We start from the raw sequence: 18,819 nt of genomic DNA on the forward strand, positions 1-18,819 counted from the left end.
CCAACTTCCTAACCAGTTGGTCAACTTTTAACCTGCTCTTAAGTTACTGAATTATATGGATTTAAAAATATAATGTTGTTCCTATATTGTTATTATTATGTTAACGAGTGAGGTTTTTCTTATTTTTGCACCTTCGCAGTGATTTCTATCGTGGTTTTGCACTATAAAGAGCAGGGCGAAGTACTTGGCGCTGCTTTATACCTAATATCGCTTTACGGGGTGAAGTCGCTGAGTTATTGCGATTCTCTTTAGTACGCTTTCTTACCTCTAAAGAAGCGGGTTTTACCGAGTTATCCAAATCTTCACTCGCATTACCTTCTGAAAGTTGATTGCCGGTGGCGGCTAAAATTTCTGACTTCTCATTTGCGGCTTTTTTCCCGGGAAGCGTTAAATCTAAAATGACCGCCGTAAGTCCTGCTGATGTAACAGGGGAAAGGAGAATATTTTCAAGCCAATTAGGGAGTTCGGCTAAGGCTTCGGGTACCATCATTACCCCAATTGCCATACCAAGGGCGCAGGCCGTAACTAAACTGCTGCGTCTATCCAAGGCGTAGCTGGCAAGAAGTTTGAGGCCGCCTACTGCAACCATGGCAAACATCACTAATGTTGCGCCGCCTAAAACAGGCTTAGGAATAGCCTGCAGCACACCACCCACAATTGGAAAGCAGCCAATAAGAACAAACAGCGCAGCAACAAAGAAGCCCACTTTGCGACTTGCAATGCCAGTTAGCTGAATAACTCCATTATTTTGGCCAAATGTGGTATTTGGAAACGTGTTGAACATGCCGGCAAGTAAAGAGTTGACGCCGTCACCCAAAATACCGCCCTTTATTCTAGTTAAGTAAATGGGACCGCTTACGGGCTGCTTGCAGAAAAGGCTGTTGGCCGTGAGGTCGCCCGCTGTTTCTATAGCACTAAATAAGTAGATTAGCGCAATGGGTAAAAACAGGTTGATATCGAATGAGATGCCGAACGCAAACGGCGTAGGAATAGCAACAATAGATAAAGAGGCAAGGCCGCTAAAATCAAGACCTTTTGTGAACCCAACATAGGTAGCACCTATTGCCATGCCAATGAAAATAGCACTTAAGCGTAGCCAATGATTGTGTGAGGCGTTTAAAAATACAATAACAAGCAAAACACCAAGACCTACCGCTAGGTTGTCAGTACTCGCAAAGTCTGCAGCGTGAAAACCTCCTGCAAGGTCTGTCATACCTACATTGATCAAGCTAAGCCCTATGGCCGTGATCACAATGCCCGTAGTTAAAGGGGTAATAATACGCTTAAGTTTATCTACAAATAGACTGAACACTACCTCAACAAGCGCACCTGCCATAGTAAGTCCAAACAGCAATGCTAAGATATCTTCGGCCGTACCGCCATTTGCTTTAACTTGATTTCCCGCCAGAATTAGCGCGCTAATAAACGCAAAGCTGGTACCTTGAATGGCTACCAAGCCACTGCCTACTGGTCCAATACGTTTTGTTTGAATTGCTGTGCCAAGGCCGCTGACAAACAGCGCCATGCTGATAAGGTAAGGCGTATATTCGGTAAGACCTAATGTTGATGTGACGATAAGTGTTGGTGTAATAACGCCAACAAAGCTGGCTAATAAGTGCTGGAACGCCGCGGTAAGAGAGGGAAGAAAGGCCGGGCTATCATGTAAGTCGTAAAGTAATTCGCTGTGATTTGAAGACATGAGCAATTTTTCTTGATGACAGTTGCTCATTGGTTGCAAGATATTGACCAATTGGTCTGCTCGTAATTACCGCTGTATCACACTGTTTTTAATAATGAATTTATAATTCCTATATCTTGATGGATAAAAAGGATGAATGGGTAAGCCCCAATTTGGTGCTTAAACAAAAAAATGCGCTAAATTAGCGCATTTTTTCAAGAGAGATTCGAAGGCTTAATTTAAAGCGTAACGCCTTCATCTAGCGTGACAAAGATTGAGTGACGTACTTCATTGTACATGGCACGTGAGCAGTGGCCTTCACCTTCGGTATCTTCCAGTAACAGCACGTCGCCCGCCCCAAATACATGGCGCTCTCCGTTTGATACTGTAAATTCCGCACGACCTTTTATAATGAAAAGTAGTTGTCGTGCGGGCGCAGGGTGCCATTTGAAATCATAGTCGGCAGGTGTCTCGCGAAAGATTATTTTATCTGCACCAAATTTCTCTGAAAGCATACCGATTGGACCACCGTCTTTTAGCGCTATTTCAACCTCGCCAAAGTGGCTTTTGCCCGCTTCATCGTTGTAAATCCTTGTTATTTTCATTATCGACCCTTGTTTAAGACTGTACTGATTTGAACATTACGCGTGCTTGAGTTTGCCTATGGTTTTATAAAGCACCGACAAACTGGCAGCCACATCCTCATGGGTAATAGACTCAGCTGGGTGATGGCTTATACCACCCTTACAGCGCGTGAAGAGCATGGCTACTGGGCAAATATCTGCTATAGCCATGGCATCATGACCAGCACCTGAAGCAAGAATTCGCGGTGCTATACCGCTTTCTTCAACACCGCGAACTAGCGCTTCTTTCAACTGGCTATCGCAATGTACCGCAGGCGCACTATGGGTTTGCTCGCGGGTAAGTGTTAACTGCCTAGCTTGCGCAATGCCATCAAATTTTTGCAATATTTCTGCCAATACTGAATCGCGTAAATCATCATCTTCGCTTCTAATATCAAGAGAAAATCGCGTGCGACCAGATATCACATTTACGCCGTTTGGTGCATTCTCAATCTTACCTACGGTGGCCACTACGCCGGGGCGTTGCAAGCTAATGCTCTCTACCGCTAGTAACATTTCTGCACTTGCGCATAGGGCGTCACGACGCATAGACATGGGCACAGTGCCGGCGTGTCCAGCCATACCTTCTACCGTAAAGTTAAAGCGCTTAGCACCTGCAATAGCACTTACTACACCCACAGGCAGGTTTTCTTGCTCTAAAACAGGGCCTTGTTCAATGTGAAGCTCTAAGTAGCCCAGAACATCAGTGGGGGAAATAGCCGCGCTGTTAACCGCATCGAAACTAAGCCCAAAGTTAGCCATGGCTTGCTCTAGGCTTACACCGTTTTCATCTTTTAAGTGACGCCATTGCTCTTGCCATTTGCCGGTTAGTGCACGGCTCCCTAGTAACGTGGTGCCAAAACGCGTGCCTTCTTCATCACAAAAACCCACAATGTCGATGTGGAAAGGGAACTTAGTTTGTGTGCCGTCAAACATAGCAACCATCGAGATAGCAGCAACTACGCCCAGCATTCCGTCGTACTTTCCGCCGTTAGGCACGGTGTCCAGGTGACTTCCTAGAATTAATCGCGGTGCATTAGGCACACCTGAGGTATAGCGCCCCCAAATGTTGCCAACGGCATCTTGCCACGTGGTCATGCCTGCCTCAATCATCCAGCCAGACGCCAGTTGATTGGCAAGCTTGTGCTGCTCGGTTAAATAGCGCCTGTCTAGGCAAGTTGGGTCTTGGCTTAAGGTGCCTAACGTTTCGCACCTTGCCATTACCTGGGTCGCTAGTTCAGTAAATTCTACGAATTCACCCATTCGCAACTCCCGTTGCTTTAGCCTCAGCATAAACGCTAAGTGCAGCGTCTACTCCTTTGCCCGCAGGTAGCGCAAACCCTTGCATGCGAAGTACGGTTTCAAGCGATTGGAGTGTATGCAGTACGGCATCTTCTCTAGCGTTGTAGCCCATAGTACCAATGCGCCAAATCTTACCTTTTAACGGTCCAAAGCTGGTGCCGATTTCAATATTAAAGCGCAGCAGTAGGGTTTCGCGTACTTCTTCGCCGTGAACACCATCGGGAATATGAACACCTACCACGTTGTACATTTTGTGCTTAAGGTCACCGAATGGTTCAAGCCCCATAGCCTGTATACCGGCAAGCATAGCGTCACCAGCCACTTTATGACGAGCGATTACGTTTTGCTGACCTTCCTCTAAATGCACGCGCGCACATTCACGCGCACAGTAAAGCATACTGGCCGCCTCGGTATGGTGGTTTAAGCGCTCTTCGCCCCAGTAATCCATGATCATGGGTAAATCGAAGTAGTTAGAGCGAATCTTTGGGCCGCGCGCCGCCTCGTGATGGGCATCGCGAATACCGGCTTCAACGTGATGGCGAGTTCGCACGGTTTTCACAAACTTGTCGCTAAGGGTAATAGGCGCACTGCCTGATGGACCGCCCAAGCACTTTTGAAGGCCAACTGATACTGCATCTAACTTCCATGCATCAACATCCAGTGGGTTTCCACCTACTGACGCGGTTGCATCGCAGTAAAACAAAACATCGTTCGCCTCACAAATGGTGCCAATTTCAGCAAGTGGTTGAAGCATTGTGGTAGATGTATCGCCCTGTACTATGGCAAGCAGCTTGGGCTTTACTTCTTTTACCGCCGCTTCAATTTGCTCAGGCTTAAATACTTCACCCCAAGGTACTTCAATGGTGTGTACGTCAGCGTCGGCACGTTCTGCAATTTCAGCTAGTAAATGTCCGAAGCGCCCGAAGATAGGTACAAGGACTTTGTCGCCTGGCTCTATTGCCGATACTAAAACCGCTTCGATACCCGCGCGCGATGTACCGTCGACCAAAAAGGTTTGCTGGTTTTTGGTATTAAAAACATCGCGATAAAGCTGCATTGTCTCATTCATATAGCCAGTCATCACCGGGTCGTACTGGCCCACTAACTGGGTAGACATAGCACTTAGTACGCGTGGGTAGCAGTTAATTGGGCCCGGGCCCATTAGCAAGCGAGGTGGTGGATTAAGTGGCGCAAAAGTACTTGTAGACGCTTCTTTATACATTGGGGCACTCCTAGATAAGCACTTGCGCTAGCATGCGCAAGCCAGTGATGATGAGAACAACAGCGAAGATTTTCTTAAGTAAACCTGCGTCTAGCTTGTTGGCAATGGTCGCGCCCACTGGTGCAAACAAGACCGTTAGCGGAACAATGCAGGCAAAACCTAACAAGTTTACGTAGCCGTATGTTGCGAAGGGGGCGTCAGCAGGTGTGGTTCCTACGAATAACAACGTAAGTGCCGCAGGTAGCGAAATAATTAAGCCTACTGCTGCAGCAGTTCCCACAGCTCTGTGCGCTGGGTAATTACAAAAAGTGAGTGTAGGCACGGTTAGCGTACCGCCACCAATACCCACCATAGAGCTAAATAAACCAATACACGTTGCCATTACTGACTGACCTGCACGGCCCGGTAGCCCTTTAAATAGCGCATCTTTTTTGCCAATAAGCATATTAATGGCTGATAAGGTTGCGATAATGCCAAACAGCAGGGTAAGGAATGTTGGGTTCACCACGGTTACCGCATAGCTTCCCGCAAGTACCCCAATTAAAATGAATACTGCCCACGCTTTTAGCAGCACAAAGTCAACGTTGCCTTTACTGTGGTGAGCGCGAATAGAACTAACCGAAGTAGGCACGATAGTCGCAAGCGATGTGGCCGTAGCAATAACCATGGCACTCTCAGGCGACACGCCAAGCGCTTGAAATAAGAAAAACAGTACCGGCACAATTACAATGCCGCCACCTACGCCAAGCATACCAGCTAGTATGCCGGCAAATACGCCCGTTCCTGCGAGCGATAATATAACCGTTAGGTTATCCATTAAAAACTGCATGTGATTTCTTTCTCTCTAACAATTGTTGCTTTAGCGAATTTGTAAGCGTCGAGCTGTTGCAGATGCGCCCATGTAGGCGCATCACAGTTAACGCGGTTTAGACAACCCCCCAGTTTGAGGGGCGTTAATTGACGCAGGTTAGCCTGTGCATACTAATGAACGCGTCTTAACGTTATATTTAGCTGTAAGCACGAATCTAGCGATGACCCAAGTAAGCTTTACCGTCACTTCGTGGGTCGCTCGCGCCGCTAACCGTGCCCTCTGTGTCGCGAATAATGGCACCCGCGTGGCCCATAAGTTCGTTGCAAGGGTCTACCGTTACCATATCGTGCCCTCTGGCCAGTAAGCTCTCGCCCACGTATTCAACTAGGTCGCGCTCTGCTTTTAAGTTGTGGCTTTGATCGCCCCACGTTCTGCCAAGTAACCATCGGCCAAGGGAAATGGCTTTAGCAATAGGCTGTCCGTGGTAAATATGGCGGGCAAATAGCGCGGCTTGGGTTTGAGGTTGACCCTCACCGCCCATGGTGCCGTAACTCATACGGCGTCCGTCGATAAGCTCGGCAAACGCTGGGTTTAACGTATGGAATGGCTTTAAGCCAGGCGCTAAATATTGATTACTGTTTGGATCTAGCGAGAATGAAGTACCACGGTTATTCCATACAATGCCAGTTTGAGGGCTAACTATGCCTGAACCGAACTCCCAATAAAGCGATTGTATGTAGCTGACCATGCGCCCTTCTGAATCGCAGCAGCCCATCCAAATGGTATCGCCGTGCTTGGCTTCATGAGGCCATGGCAGAGCTTTGTCTAACGAAATGTTTTTTACCATCTCATCAAGCACGTCATGGCTTAGTAGGCTTTGTAAACTCACCGGCGTGCGAGATGGGTCGGTTACGTTTGCGTTACGGGCAATAAAGGCTTGTTTCGTACACTCAATAAGTAAGTGCACCATGTCGGCGTCGGTATTGCCTAAATGCTGAACTCTGTCATAAAGCGCTAAAATAATAAGCGACGCGACACCTTGGGTTGGTGCAGGCAGGTTATAAAGCTTGCCTTTGCTGATAGATACTGACAATGGCTCAACAATCGTTGCTTTATAATTGTTGAAATCTTCAAGGCGAATAGGGGAGCCAGCCGCTTCTAAATCTTCAGCCAGTTTTGTTGCTAACTCACCGTGGTAAAAATCACCCAGCCCTTTTTCCGCCAAGTGTTTTAAGGTTTCAGACAGCTTTGTAAGCTTTAATATCTTACCCTTTTTAAGGGCCTTTCCTTTAATCAAAAACTGGGCGAAATTCTCATCCAAGCTTAATTCATCAAATGTTTTATTGCTGGCATCTACTAAGCTTTGAGTAACTTCAATTCCCCAATTTGCTTGGCTTATCGCAGTATCGAACAATGTGCTTAAGGGCAAACCACTTTGCCATTCATGACTTATTTCAAGCGCAGCTTGCCATCCAGCAACGGCGCCGGCCATTGTTAATGCAGACTTACCGCCTCGGCTAGGGATGGCATCGCATCCTTCGTAAAAAGATGGCGTTGCACCTTTTGCTGCTACGCCAGATGCGTCAATACCAATAGGCTTTTTGCCCGGCTCACTAATTAGCCAAAACCCATCACCGCCCATACCGTTCATGTGCGGGTATTCAACCGCAATAGAGGCAGCAGCCGCCACCATAGCTTCAATCGCAGTACCGCCTTTTTCTAGTATGTTTAAACCCACTTGCGATGCAGCAAAGTGAGGGGCAGTAAACGCGATGTTTGGTTTTTCACTCATATTTATTTCCTTCTAAAACTCAGCAACCACGCCGTCAGCTTGAGCCCTAGTTAGACAAGAGCTAGGTAAATTGACGCGCATTTAGGTCTTACTTCCGCTTTCTACTTTCAACTTGAGTGCGATAGTGCGCTTTATGCCTTATTTAAGTGCGATTTAACTGTGACTCAAGTAAGACCAGCACACTGTGCACGTTTAGCGAGAGGTTAGCTTTTTTGCCAACGCGAGAAGTGCAAGATCGTTGCCTTTTTTGCCCACAAGCGATAATCCGCACGGGGCGTTGTGTAGGGTAAACAACGGCAAATGAAGCTGAGGTAAACCTGCAAGCCCTGCTATAGCAGTAAGTGCAAGCAAAGCGTTTCTATCATTTGCCAGAGTCGTTTCATCAGCATCGCAACGAGGTGCAATACCGGGTGTTGTGGGAATAACCAATACATCTATTTTTTCAAAGAGCGCATTTAAATGATTTATTACCACGGTTTGTTGCGCTTTAGCGTGTTGTATATCTTGGGTTGTTATGGTTTTACACCAATCTAAGCGCAACATAATGTCGTCAGCGATATCGGGTTGAGTATCTTCAATCCATTCGCCATGTTGCTGCCAAATTTCACCGCCTTGTAAGGTGCGAAATGTAGCGGCGGTTTCTAACGTATTTAAATTTAGCTGTGCTTCTGACAACTCAATACAGTCGCTGTATTCAGCAAGCGCCGAAAGCCAGGTTTTGCATAGCGAATTGTGAGCTGTTTGTTCGAACAAATGTGCTGGTATACCAAATTTTGGTGCTTCTGATATTGTGCTTTGCGTAACGCTATCTATGCAAACGCTTGCAACCTTAATTAGCGTGTCTAGGTCTCGGGTCATCCAGCCTACAGTATCAAAAGAGGGCGCAAGTGCTACCATATTATCACAAGTGACTGCCCCATGGGTGGTGCGAAGCCCCCATAATCCTTGGTAGCTAGACGGTACGCGTATAGAGCCACCTGTATCGGTACCAAGACCAATGTCGGCAAGGTGGGCGCTAACCGCCACCGCAGAGCCCGACGAAGAACCACCCGGAATATGGGCCGGTGCCACGGGGTTTACCAGAGCGCCGTAATGCTTATTTTGCCCATGTAAGCTATAGGCCAGTTCATCGGTAATGGTTTTACCTTTAAACGAGGCACCTGCTTTAAGTATATTCGCTACACAACTATTGGTATTTTCGGGTATTGAGTGCGTTGCCAACCAATCTGGGTTGCCCGCTGCTGTCGGCAAACCGTGAATATGAAACAAATCTTTCACAGCAAGGCCTAATCCGCTAAGGGGCTTTACTTCACAACGCGCGACCGTTAAACCTTTGGTTACCCCCTGGCTTGCTGCACTATTTGACGAAGACGCCTTGCCTTCACAGTTACGAGTGCCACCAAAGTGTTTTTCAAGATCTTTAATTGCCTGTGTGAACTTTGTATCACAGGACTTTATTACAAAAGGAGAGCTCACAGCGCGTTACTTATTTAATTATTGTTTCTTTATTCATGATGACTTCATGAAACAACTGTTTCATCAGAAAGTCAAGAGAAACGATTGTTACTTTTTGCTGTGTGACTAAGCGCCATCCCATCGCATCAACCGATATCTAAATGAAAAAGTAACCCTAATCGGTAAAACGGAGGGGCGAGATCTGTAAAACAAATGACGAGGGTTCGTCAAATTAACTGGCGTCAAGGCTTGACGCCAAAAACAAAAATAACTTCAAAGCCAATAAAAAGTAGTATTAGAAACCTTGAGGCGTTCTCTTCAGAAAAGCAACTTCGTCAGGGGTGGACTCGCGTCCAAGGATCGCATTTCGGTGGGGGTAACGCCCGAACCTTTCAATAACTTGTTGATGGCGTTTTTCAAACGTAAATTCCCGCTCTAATCCTTCTTGAGAAAACAGCTCCATTGCCACGTCGTGAATAGCTAGAGATTCACTGTGCATAAATGGCATGTAAAGAAAGGCAAGTTGTTGCGGTGTTAGCACTTTGTCGGCTTCTACGCTTACCGCTTCTTGAGCTAGCACTAGTGCGATACTGTCGGCACCGAATGCGTCAGGATGGCCACGATAGATGTTTCGTGAAAATTGATCGAGAACAATAATTTCGGCTAGTCTGCCTGTTGCCGTAGCACGCCAAGGCCAAAGTTCACCGCGCACAGCAACTGCTCTCAATTGAGAAAACCGTGAAGCAATAGTTTTGTCCAGTGCGGCATCCTCCACAAACCATTGTTCAGGCGATAATTCACCAAACCAAAAGTCAAGTACACCGTTTGCTTCTTCCATGACCACTTGCGTTTTCTCCATTTCAACCTCAACAACACGCTTACAGCAATAAAATTTAAGCCACTAGGGCCTAATCTTCTTTTTATTAAAAAAAATTCATTTTTTCTTGCAAAATAACAATATTCTGCTAAAGCATGCGCATAGTATTGCTTAAAAAGTGTTTCAAGGGAAGTGTTAACGCTTTGGGCTTTCTAGTTCATCCATCTCAATGTAGATATCAGTAATGGCGTCGACACGGTCGGCAGCCTTGCTACCTAAAACTTCATAAGTCAGGTTACATAGTGATGCCACCAAACTCATTGGCGCAGCGTAGCTATCAAAAGGAGAGTCGCTGCCGATGTGGGTTATAACAAAGTGGTCGACATCGTTTCGATAACCTTGGCCAGTAGGGTCGGTTATAAGTACCGTTTTGCAGTGCTTAATGTTATTTAGAACAAACTTGAATTGGCGGGTCCTGCGACGGAAGCCGAAGAGCACCACTAGGTCGTTTTCAGTGAGATCAATTAGATCTTCGCTTAGGGTCTGCCCAGGCTGGGGCAACACGCGAACAGATGCCCTAATTTGTTTAAGCTGCTGTCTAAAATGAAGGGCAATAGGGTAAGCGTTGCGAAACCCAATTAAAGTAACCTGATCTGCTGAGGCAAGCAGTTTCGCGATATCTCTTAATGCCTCGGGTGATGTACCTTCGAACGTATTGGCTAAATTTTTACTATCATTCTCATGCTGTAAAACTCTGCTAGAGAGGTTTACCACAGGTACGCCTTGCTCTCGTAGTTGCACTAATGCGTCTTTTGCTTGCTGGTGCGACTCGAAGCCTAGCTGACGAAAGAACCGACTTACAGTAGCTTTTGACGTTCCTGTTTTTTCGGCAATAAGTGATGTGGATTGGCTTAACACGGCAATGGGGTTTTGCTGAATATAATGCGCGATGGATTTGCCCGAAGGCGACAACGCGGCATAGTGTTTTTCGATCTGTTTTAAAACGTCGCTAGGGCTACTTTTTGTCATTGGTATCGCCTTATACATCTTGTGCAATTATTTCACGACTTTTGTTCGATATACAAACACAACGTCAAATCTACCAAGCAATTCCACTGAAAATTACCAAGGGTTACGAACATAAAAGCGAGAATAACGAATAAATAGGTCATTTAAGGCCGACCTTCACACTTTATTTATCGAAACTAAATTTAAAAACTTTAAAGCCAATAATGGTTTACATAAACGAAGCGTTGTATTGGGCTAAAGTTGCAGCTAATTAATTCTTCAAGCCATACATTTTGGCACTACACTTTCATACATACTAAAGGTAAAAATTCACGAAAGTGTCATCAGTTAGTAATTATTTTGTTGGCTTAGCTGTTTTTTCAGGTACACCAGGTTCAGTGGAAAGGCCTACAGCGAGTTCAGCGTGGTCTAAAGAAAGAGGTGAGTTGTGGCAAAGCTGTGGTCTGAATTGATCTTGCTATTTGTAGCAGTTCCTTTTGCCGTTCTTTACTGGATTAAGCATTTTGCAGATTATCTCATGCCTATCTTAGGGGTGATGGGGCTTTGCTGTTTGGCTGTCTTGTTAGCAGATAAACAATTTAAACGTATTAAATTGTGGCATTGGGAAGATTATCGAATACATTTTAAAAGTACGCTCAGGCTATTTTTGCCGTGGGCGAGTTTACTCGCGCTTGTGGTCTACTTTTTAAAACCCGAGCTGTTTTTGCATTGGCCTATGAATCAGCCATGGATGTGGGTAGCGACTTTGCTGATTTACCCCATAGTGTCAGTTATTCCTCAAGAGATTATTTTTCGTACCTATTTCTTTCACCGTTACAAACGTATTTTGCCTTCCAAATACGCGAGGTGGGCGCTAAGTACTTTTCTATTTGGGCTAGCCCATTTGGTATATGGTAACTGGATTGCAGTCGTAGTTTCTTGGATTGGCGGTGCTATTTTTGGCTACAGGTACATGCATACAAACTCAACGCCTGTTGTGGTTATTGAACATGCCATATGGGGAAGTTTCTTGTTCACCATTGGCTTGGGATCTTATTTAGTTATTGCTTCGTAATCATTCCTGTTAATAACAATCACGCATGAACACCAAGGAGTCGGGTTATGTTCAGTGCTTTGCAAACTTTGCTAGCAACAATCGCAGATAAGTGCTTAGAGAATAGTTTTTTTCCCAGCGGCGTATCCTTTGGCAACCCCTTTACACAAACTCTGCTTCAGCAAGATGATGACGCTGGTGCGATAACTAGCTTGTCGAGCGCTCAGTCGTTGCTCTCGCAGCTGTGGGATAGTTTTATTTATCGTTTGCCAGGCATGGCGCTAGGCATAGTTATTATGGTGGCGTTCATCCTTTTAGCGCCACACGTAGCAAAGGTTTTAGTTAAACCGTTAACGCGTACTACCACATCTCCGCTTTTGCGCTCGGTAATTCAACGAAGCGTCAGCTTGCTTTTAATACTACTGGGTATTTATCTGTTTTTGTTTTTATCCGGGCTTACCGGGTTTGCCATTGCGGTAGTGAGCGGTACCGGTGTCGTTGGGCTTATTCTTGGTTTCGCGTTTCGCGATATTGCAGAGAACTTTATTTCAAGCCTTCTGCTTACCATTCAACGCCCGTTCCGAATAGGCGATATAGTACAAATTAATGGCTTCACCGGCATTATTCAGAAAGTGACGGCACGTGCGACAACGCTGGTGGATTTTGACGGTAACCACATACAAATACCCAACGCGACTATTTATAAAGGCGTGATTAAGAACTTAACAGCTAACCCGCTTATGCGGGGCCATTTTGTTATTGGTGTGGGTTATGACGCCGACATACAAGATGCACAGCGAATTGCCCGAGAAGTTACCGCAGAGCAAGGCGATGTTTTAAGCGACCCTGAACCGCAAATTCTTATTGATGAATTAGGCGCTTCTACTTACAACGTAAAGGTTTACTTTTGGGTAGATGTAGAGAAAACAAGCGTGCTAAAAATGGCTTCTGTGCTAATGCGTAATATTACGCAAGCGTTCTTAGACGCGAATATTAGTATGCCTGATGATGCTCGAGAGCGTATATTTCCAGAGGGTATGCACCTTAGCATTGAACAAAACGAACAGTCAGGCTCGCAATGCCGAGAAGAAAACGGCTCACAACTAAGCCAAGAACAAAACCAAGAACTAGGCCAAGAACTAAGCCCCCAAGACGGCGAAAGCGCATCTACGGGGTTATCTGGTGGAAAAGAATCTTCTCGTGAAGGCAATGTTAATGATGCAACCGTTGATAGCAGTCGAACTAAAGACAGCGAAAGCGCTGCTAATAATAAGAGTCAGGGTAAGAGTCGGAATAAGAGCCAGAGCAAGAACCCGTTAGGTCACAGTGCCGCTGGCGATTATACAGTTGAGCCTAACGGTACTACCGAACCAAGGAACGGGCACGAACAAAAAAATAGTCAAACCGATGATCACTTAAGCAATGAGCACAAAGAGAATGGCCAACAACAAACATCAGGTCAAGATGACGTATCATCAGAAGCACATGAAATAAGAGAGCAGGCTCGCAAGTCGAGAGACCCAGAAGCTGGGGAAAACATTTTGTAGCAATGCAATTATGTTGGTTTAAGCGGCAAGCGGGTAGCTCTGCCCGTTAAACTGGTGGTACTGGTGAGAGGTTACACCTGCCCAGAAAACCTTGCCACAGGTTAACATGGGCTTTCATAGCGCGACTGTACTCATCAAAACCGGCTTGTGATTGCTGCCTGATATAGTTTTTGAACTCTTCATGTAACGAAGGCTGTTTAAGCCAGTCTTCCCACAAGGGGGCTAGCTTGTAATGGTACTGGTTTACCAAGCTTCCTACAGGCTGTATTTCTTCAATAAAAAATAAATAAAACACGTTGCGCAGTATTTTGGCTTTATCACTCGCCCGGCCTTCCGGGCAGCTTACGGCATCCAGTTCAGCGGTTAGCATGTTAGTTAGTAAAGAAAGGTTTTGCGTTAACGTTTGCTGTGTATGCCAAAGCGTAGCGGGTAATCGAGCTGAACGTATAATTTGTAGTTGTTGTTCTAACTCGCTGCTGTCGATAAGGCTTTCATCACTGCTAATCGACTTCTTATCAAAGACCTTATCGCTAGCGCTTACATTATAGCCGCTAGAAGCGTTGACTGCGCTTTTCTCATTCGCCGCTTCAGTTTTAGAAAGGCTTTTTGAGTTCGACTCGTCATAAGAAAATTGCATACTGTTCAAACTGCTTAAGTAAAACAGCGCATTAACGCTAGAAAGAGCGTCTTTATTACTTTCAACGGAAAACAGGCGTTCAGGTGTATTTAGCGCCAATCGTAATTCTTGGCTTCCTTGGATAAGGTTCGCCCAGGTTTTGCTGTAATCTTGTGACTTTTGTTCACGCCACGAAGCAATGGTTTCGGCCAGTGCCTGATTGTTTTTAGCCACGTTTTTAATCGTACTTTCATTTGGGCTTTGACCTGCACTATCACCTGCACCGCTACCTCCCGTTAGTGCTGCTTCACAGCTTTTCAATACGCTAAGCAGCTTGCTTTCATAAGCTAGTCTTTGAGACGGTAACTGGCTTTTTCCCAACGAAGTATTGCGCTCGGCAACCACAGTGCCTAGCTCACAATCTTGCAGCGCATAAAACTCGCGCAAGTTAATGCTAACACTCTCTATAGTGTGTTTTAGCGTGGCCGAGTCGGCCAGTTTAGGAAGTGGGGTAGTGATCTTGTCGTTGAATGTATCGGGTAGGGGTTTGTCTAGTACTCTAGAAAGCCGTTCTGCATAGTCTTCAATACTCTGCTTTACCGTATCGCCTCCAAAGCATCCGAACAAGGTCACTAAGCCAGCGCTAAAAACGCCAATGCGAAAGAGCTTTGTAAATTTACCGCCGCTTATGCCCATACAATCCGTGCCGTAAGTATGTTTACTTTCAAAGGCGCAGGCCCTTTTATCCCCATAGCCGCAGGCGCTTTTAAATCGGAAAGGCAGGTTGCGTAAAGCCTTCATGCTGATGCGCCAGTATGAAGGCCACGGCCACCGTCAACATAAATGATTTGCCCGGTGATATAGGGTGCCGACACTAAAAACGACAGTGTATTAGCAATATCTTCAGGTGTACCTAATTCGCCCAATGGGATGCTTGATAGCAGTTTGTCTTTTTCTGCATCATCCATTTCCCGCTCTGGCCATAAAATGGCGCCAGGGGCGATACCATTTACACGTATGTTAGGGGCTAAGTCTATAGCTAACGATTGGGTAAGCGAAGCTAACCCAGATTTAGCGATTAAATAAACGCTATGTTTTGGAAGCGGCCGGTCGATATGCATGTCGACCATATTGATAATGCAGCCCTTGTTAGCTTGTAAAGCGGGGGCGAGCACTTGTGATAAAAACAGGGGGCCTTTTAGGTTGCTTCCTACTAGCGACTCCCAATCATTTTCTGAAATATCACCCACAGGCGTAGGGTAAAAGCTTGAAGCATTGTTTACTAACACATCTAGCTGGCCCCATACATCTAACGCTTTCTGACCTAGCGCGTTTACCTCGTCTGAATCGCAGAGATTAGCTTGTAGGCAGGTGGCAGAATCCGCTCGTTGACTATTTAGTTTCTCAGCCAGCGCAAAAGCATCGTCTTTAGAATGCCCGTAATGAATGATAATGCGATAGCCTTCACTGTGAAGCTTACACGCCATTGCAGCGCCAATTCGTTTAGCTGCCCCAGTTATAAGCGCAACAGGAAGTGCCACAGGGCCTGAACTTGTCATAATAAAAGCTACTCTCTATTTTAAATCGTTTGGCGGTTATAAGGCTTGTGCACTGCGCTTTTTCTAATGCCTATAGATGTCTTCTAATATTTGTTCGGCTTGCGCAATATAATGTGCGCCGAATAATAACCCGTGATTTAAAATATGGTAAAGCTGGTAAATTGGTTTTCTTAACGCGTAATTTTTTTCAATTGGCGTGTGCTGGTGGTAGCCGTCAAAGAAGGTATCAGGGAAACCACCAAACAGTTCAGCCATAGCAAGGTCAGTTTCACCGTCGCCAACATACACGGCAGGGTCGAACAAAACAGGCCCTTTTTTATTAAAGCCCGCATTACCCGCCCATAAATCGCCGTGAAGCAGAGAAGGGTGGGGTTGATGCAAGCTTAATAAGTGCCTTACCTTTGTAACGATATTATCAATATCACCGTTTTGTTTTGTCCATAGACCATTTAATGCCAAGCGTTCTAACATACTGCCTATGCGTTTTTCGGCAAAAAAGTCGGCCCACGATGCCATGCGCCCGTTAGTTTGCACGCTGGCGCCAATATAGTTGTCGTGGGGCCACCCGTAGCTAGTGTAAGCGTTAACGCTATGCAGCGCAGCTAGCTGCTGCCCTAGCGTAAAAAAATCACTTACAGCAGGCTCAACAAATCGAATATGCGAAAGTACTAAATACTCCATATTGGGCGATTCGTTTGCCGTAATACCATGGCAAATAACCTGGGGCGTACAAATGGTTTGTGTGTTGGCAATAGCAGTAAGCCCTTCAGCTTCATGGGAAAGTTGCTGGGTGTCGTCGTAGCGCCTTGTTTTTACAAAATACCTGTGAGTCTCATCTTTTATGATGTAGCTTTCGTGAGTATCGCCACCGCTTACGCGCTCGGCTTTTTGACAGCTAAAGAATTGCTGGGTCTCATCTGAAATATGCTCGCTAATAAAATGCCACATATTACACACTCTGCTCGGTTTAATACTTAAGCCCAAGGCGGAAAGGGTGTTTTGCGACTATTGGTCTAATGCAATTTAATGGGCATCTAGGGATCGCTTATTCACCGTTATCGCCTGCAACTAAAGTATGGGTTAAAAATGGTGAAATGCATAAATTACGACATCAAATCTAACTAAAAACCTATTCAACATATACAAAGGCGCACTAATTAGTGAATTAAGGCTTTTCAATATTGAAGTTGACCATACACTAGTTATAATCCACCACTTGCTTTAACACGGCTTGATTTATAAAAGCTTATTAAACAAGCGCAGCGCGTGTGTTCTACTCTTACGCCAACGTAGATTGCCAAAGTAGACCGCTAACGTGTATTAGCTAAGCAAGTTTCGAGTGCTAAGAAGCACGATTAATTTATTAAATAAATGCATGTGGCGCAGAGTAGGCGTCACCACTGTAAAGGAATTAAAATGCCTGTAATTACCCTTCCTGATGGAAGCCAACGCGCTTTCGATAACGCTGTTTCTGTACTAGATGTTGCAAATGACATTGGCCCTGGTTTAGCCAAAGCAACCATTGCAGGAAAAGTAAACGGTGAGTTAGTTGACGCCGTTGATATGATTGATGCGGACGCACAACTTCAAATTATTACTGCAAAAGACGATGAAGGGTTAGAAATTCTTCGTCACAGTTGCGCGCACTTGTTAGGTCACGCTATCAAACAACTTTGGCCTAACACCAAAATGGCTATCGGCCCAGTTATCGACAACGGTTTCTATTACGACGTTGATATGGAAGAAAGCCTAACCCAGGAAGATTTAGCCAAACTAGAAAAGCGTATGCTTGAACTGGCTAAAACCAATTACAACGTGGTTAAAAACAAAGTGAGCTGGCAAGAAGCACGCGATGCATTTGAAGCACGCGGCGAAAGCTACAAAATGGAAATTCTTGATGAGAACATCAGCAAGGATGACCGCCCAGCACTTTATCACCACGAAGAATACACAGACATGTGTCGTGGCCCTCACGTGCCAAACATGAAGTTCTGTCATCACTTCAAACTAATGAAAGTGGCAGGCGCTTACTGGCGTGGCGACAGCGACAACAAAATGCTTCAGCGTATTTACGGTACTGCCTGGGCTGACAAGAAGCAGCTTAAGTCTTACCTACAGCGCCTAGAAGAAGCAGAAAAGCGCGACCACCGTAAAATTGGTAAAGCACTTAACCTATTCCATTGGCAAGAAGAAGCGCCAGGTATGGTGTTCTGGCACAACGATGGTTGGTCAATTTATACCGAACTAGAAAGCTTCGTACGTAAGAAGCTTCGCGAATACGGCTACGATGAAGTAAAAGGCCCATTGATGATGGACCGTACGCTTTGGGAAAAATCAGGTCACTGGGACAAGTACGCTGAAAACATGTTCACCACTGAATCTGAAAAGCGTGAATATGCGGTTAAGCCGATGAACTGCCCAGGGCACGTACAAATTTTCAACCAAGGTTTGAAATCGTACCGCGACCTACCGCTTCGTATGGCTGAGTTTGGCTGCTGTCACCGTAATGAACCATCGGGTGCACTACACGGCCTAATGCGTGTTCGTGGCTTTACGCAAGACGATGCTCACATTTTTTGTACAGAAGAACAGATCCTGGAAGAGGTGAGTGGCTGTATTAAGATGGTGTACGAGACATACGCTGCGTTTGGTTTCGAAAATATCAAAGTTAAGCTGTCTACTCGCCCTGAAAAGCGTGTAGGTGCTGACGAGATTTGGGATAAATCTGAAGCTGCGCTTGCGGAAGCACTTAAAGCCAACGATATCGAATTCGATTATCAGCCAGGCGAAGGAGCGTTCTACGGGCCGAAAATTGAGTTTACGCTGCACGACTGTTTAGACCGTGCATGGCAGTGCGGAACCGTACAGCTAGATTTCTCAATGCCAGGTCGCTTAGGTTCTACCTATGTAGCGGAAGACGGCGAGCGCAAAGTACCGGTAATGATTCACCGCGCTATTTTGGGTTCACTAGAACGCTTCATTGGTATATTGACCGAAGAATTTGCAGGTTTCTTCCCACTTTGGTTAGCGCCTCAGCAGGTTGTAGTAATGAACATTACTGACAAACAAGCTGATTACGCAACAAATTGTGTAAAAAAACTGCAAGATTTAGGGTTTAGAGCAAAGTCTGACTTGCGAAATGAGAAGATCGGCTTTAAAATCCGCGAGCACACATTGAAGCGTATTCCATATATGCTAGTTGTGGGCGATAAAGAAATGGAAGCGGGCGAAGTAGCAGTGCGCTCTCGTCGCGGCGACGACCTAGGCAAAATGCGCCTGGAAGACTTTATTGCCATGGCTCAACAAGAAGTTGTAGAAAAGACAATTAAATAGTT

The 18,819-nt window shown here is 45.6% G+C and carries 15 protein-coding genes; 3 read left to right on the top strand and 12 right to left on the bottom strand.

Annotated features, from left to right (window positions below; genetic code table 11):
• Positions 1 to 145: 145 nt before the first annotated feature.
• From ACXAER_RS16350 to ACXAER_RS16390, 9 genes are all read right to left on the bottom strand, one after another.
• Entirely contained in the window at positions 146 to 1,699 is a 1,554-nt protein-coding gene (locus ACXAER_RS16350) for a uracil-xanthine permease family protein (protein WP_474831100.1), read from the bottom strand.
• 218 nt (positions 1,700 to 1,917) lie between these two features.
• Positions 1,918 to 2,283, bottom strand: a complete 366-nt coding sequence (locus ACXAER_RS16355) for an AraC family ligand binding domain-containing protein (protein ID WP_179983035.1) — start codon at positions 2,281 to 2,283, stop codon at positions 1,918 to 1,920.
• Positions 2,284 to 2,319: 36 nt separating this feature from the next.
• The gene (locus ACXAER_RS16360; RefSeq protein WP_474831102.1) at positions 2,320 to 3,564 is read right to left on the bottom strand and encodes an allantoate amidohydrolase; all 1,245 of its coding nucleotides are present in this window, start codon (positions 3,562 to 3,564) and stop codon (positions 2,320 to 2,322) included.
• Positions 3,557 to 4,825: a pyridoxal-phosphate-dependent aminotransferase family protein gene (locus ACXAER_RS16365; RefSeq protein ID WP_474831104.1), complete on the bottom strand. Its 1,269-nt coding sequence runs from the start codon at positions 4,823 to 4,825 to the stop codon at positions 3,557 to 3,559. Before ACXAER_RS16365 ends, ACXAER_RS16360 begins: the two co-directional genes overlap by 8 nt.
• Before the next feature lie 10 nt (positions 4,826 to 4,835).
• Positions 4,836 to 5,654 (bottom strand): sulfite exporter TauE/SafE family protein, encoded by an 819-nt coding sequence (locus ACXAER_RS16370; protein ID WP_474831106.1) that lies wholly within the window; start codon positions 5,652 to 5,654, stop codon positions 4,836 to 4,838.
• A gap of 196 nt (positions 5,655 to 5,850) precedes the next feature.
• The gene (locus ACXAER_RS16375; protein ID WP_474831108.1) at positions 5,851 to 7,428 is read right to left on the bottom strand and encodes a gamma-glutamyltransferase family protein; all 1,578 of its coding nucleotides are present in this window, start codon (positions 7,426 to 7,428) and stop codon (positions 5,851 to 5,853) included.
• 192 nt (positions 7,429 to 7,620) lie between these two features.
• A complete protein-coding gene (locus ACXAER_RS16380) occupies positions 7,621 to 8,904 on the bottom strand; it encodes an amidase (RefSeq protein ID WP_474831110.1) in 1,284 nt (427 codons plus the stop codon).
• A 274-nt stretch (positions 8,905 to 9,178) separates the two neighbouring features.
• Positions 9,179 to 9,742: a DUF924 family protein gene (locus ACXAER_RS16385; protein ID WP_474831112.1), complete on the bottom strand. Its 564-nt coding sequence runs from the start codon at positions 9,740 to 9,742 to the stop codon at positions 9,179 to 9,181.
• A 153-nt stretch (positions 9,743 to 9,895) separates the two neighbouring features.
• Positions 9,896 to 10,729: a MurR/RpiR family transcriptional regulator gene (locus ACXAER_RS16390; RefSeq protein ID WP_474831114.1), complete on the bottom strand. Its 834-nt coding sequence runs from the start codon at positions 10,727 to 10,729 to the stop codon at positions 9,896 to 9,898.
• A 427-nt stretch (positions 10,730 to 11,156) separates the two neighbouring features.
• Here ACXAER_RS16390 and ACXAER_RS16395 point away from each other — a divergent pair, with 427 nt between their 5' ends.
• The gene (locus ACXAER_RS16395) at positions 11,157 to 11,783 is read left to right on the top strand and encodes a CPBP family intramembrane glutamic endopeptidase (RefSeq protein WP_474831116.1); all 627 of its coding nucleotides are present in this window, start codon (positions 11,157 to 11,159) and stop codon (positions 11,781 to 11,783) included.
• 47 nt (positions 11,784 to 11,830) lie between these two features.
• Positions 11,831 to 13,309: a mechanosensitive ion channel family protein gene (locus ACXAER_RS16400; RefSeq protein WP_474831118.1), complete on the top strand. Its 1,479-nt coding sequence runs from the start codon at positions 11,831 to 11,833 to the stop codon at positions 13,307 to 13,309.
• A 46-nt stretch (positions 13,310 to 13,355) separates the two neighbouring features.
• On the opposite strand, the gene ACXAER_RS16405 is transcribed toward ACXAER_RS16400, so the two are convergent.
• From ACXAER_RS16405 to ACXAER_RS16415, 3 genes are all read right to left on the bottom strand, one after another.
• Complete coding sequence (locus ACXAER_RS16405) at positions 13,356 to 14,621, bottom strand: DUF3080 family protein (RefSeq protein ID WP_474831283.1); 1,266 nt, start codon at positions 14,619 to 14,621, stop codon at positions 13,356 to 13,358.
• 101 nt (positions 14,622 to 14,722) lie between these two features.
• Positions 14,723 to 15,484 carry a pteridine reductase gene (locus tag ACXAER_RS16410; RefSeq protein WP_474831120.1) on the bottom strand — a complete coding sequence of 254 codons (762 nt, stop codon included), beginning with the start codon at positions 15,482 to 15,484 and terminating at the stop codon, positions 14,723 to 14,725.
• A gap of 63 nt (positions 15,485 to 15,547) precedes the next feature.
• Positions 15,548 to 16,432 (bottom strand): fructosamine kinase family protein, encoded by an 885-nt coding sequence (locus ACXAER_RS16415; RefSeq protein WP_474831122.1) that lies wholly within the window; start codon positions 16,430 to 16,432, stop codon positions 15,548 to 15,550.
• A gap of 468 nt (positions 16,433 to 16,900) precedes the next feature.
• On the opposite strand from ACXAER_RS16415, the gene thrS reads away from it, so the two are divergent.
• Positions 16,901 to 18,817 (top strand): threonine--tRNA ligase, encoded by a 1,917-nt coding sequence (gene thrS / locus ACXAER_RS16420; protein WP_474831125.1) that lies wholly within the window; start codon positions 16,901 to 16,903, stop codon positions 18,815 to 18,817.
• Positions 18,818 to 18,819: the final 2 nt, after the last annotated feature.

The organism is Alteromonas sp. AWJ4_199 (genome assembly GCF_056159165.1).

Excerpts from the sequence above, each read along its gene's own strand:
- ACXAER_RS16350 (WP_474831100.1), bottom strand. The coding sequence starts at position 1,699 with ATGTCTTCAAATCACAGCGAATTACTTTACGACTTACATGATAGCCCG.
- ACXAER_RS16355 (WP_179983035.1), bottom strand. The coding sequence starts at position 2,283 with ATGAAAATAACAAGGATTTACAACGATGAAGCGGGCAAAAGCCACTTT.
- ACXAER_RS16360 (WP_474831102.1), bottom strand. The coding sequence starts at position 3,564 with ATGGGTGAATTCGTAGAATTTACTGAACTAGCGACCCAGGTAATGGCA.
- ACXAER_RS16365 (WP_474831104.1), bottom strand. The coding sequence starts at position 4,825 with ATGTATAAAGAAGCGTCTACAAGTACTTTTGCGCCACTTAATCCACCA.
- ACXAER_RS16370 (WP_474831106.1), bottom strand. The coding sequence starts at position 5,654 with ATGCAGTTTTTAATGGATAACCTAACGGTTATATTATCGCTCGCAGGA.
- ACXAER_RS16375 (WP_474831108.1), bottom strand. The coding sequence starts at position 7,428 with ATGAGTGAAAAACCAAACATCGCGTTTACTGCCCCTCACTTTGCTGCA.
- ACXAER_RS16385 (WP_474831112.1), bottom strand. The coding sequence starts at position 9,742 with ATGGAGAAAACGCAAGTGGTCATGGAAGAAGCAAACGGTGTACTTGAC.
- ACXAER_RS16390 (WP_474831114.1), bottom strand. The coding sequence starts at position 10,729 with ATGACAAAAAGTAGCCCTAGCGACGTTTTAAAACAGATCGAAAAACAC.
- ACXAER_RS16400 (WP_474831118.1), top strand. The coding sequence starts at position 11,831 with ATGTTCAGTGCTTTGCAAACTTTGCTAGCAACAATCGCAGATAAGTGC.
- ACXAER_RS16405 (WP_474831283.1), bottom strand. The coding sequence starts at position 14,621 with ATGGGCATAAGCGGCGGTAAATTTACAAAGCTCTTTCGCATTGGCGTT.
- ACXAER_RS16410 (WP_474831120.1), bottom strand. The coding sequence starts at position 15,484 with ATGACAAGTTCAGGCCCTGTGGCACTTCCTGTTGCGCTTATAACTGGG.
- ACXAER_RS16415 (WP_474831122.1), bottom strand. The coding sequence starts at position 16,432 with ATGTGGCATTTTATTAGCGAGCATATTTCAGATGAGACCCAGCAATTC.
- thrS (WP_474831125.1), top strand. The coding sequence starts at position 16,901 with ATGCCTGTAATTACCCTTCCTGATGGAAGCCAACGCGCTTTCGATAAC.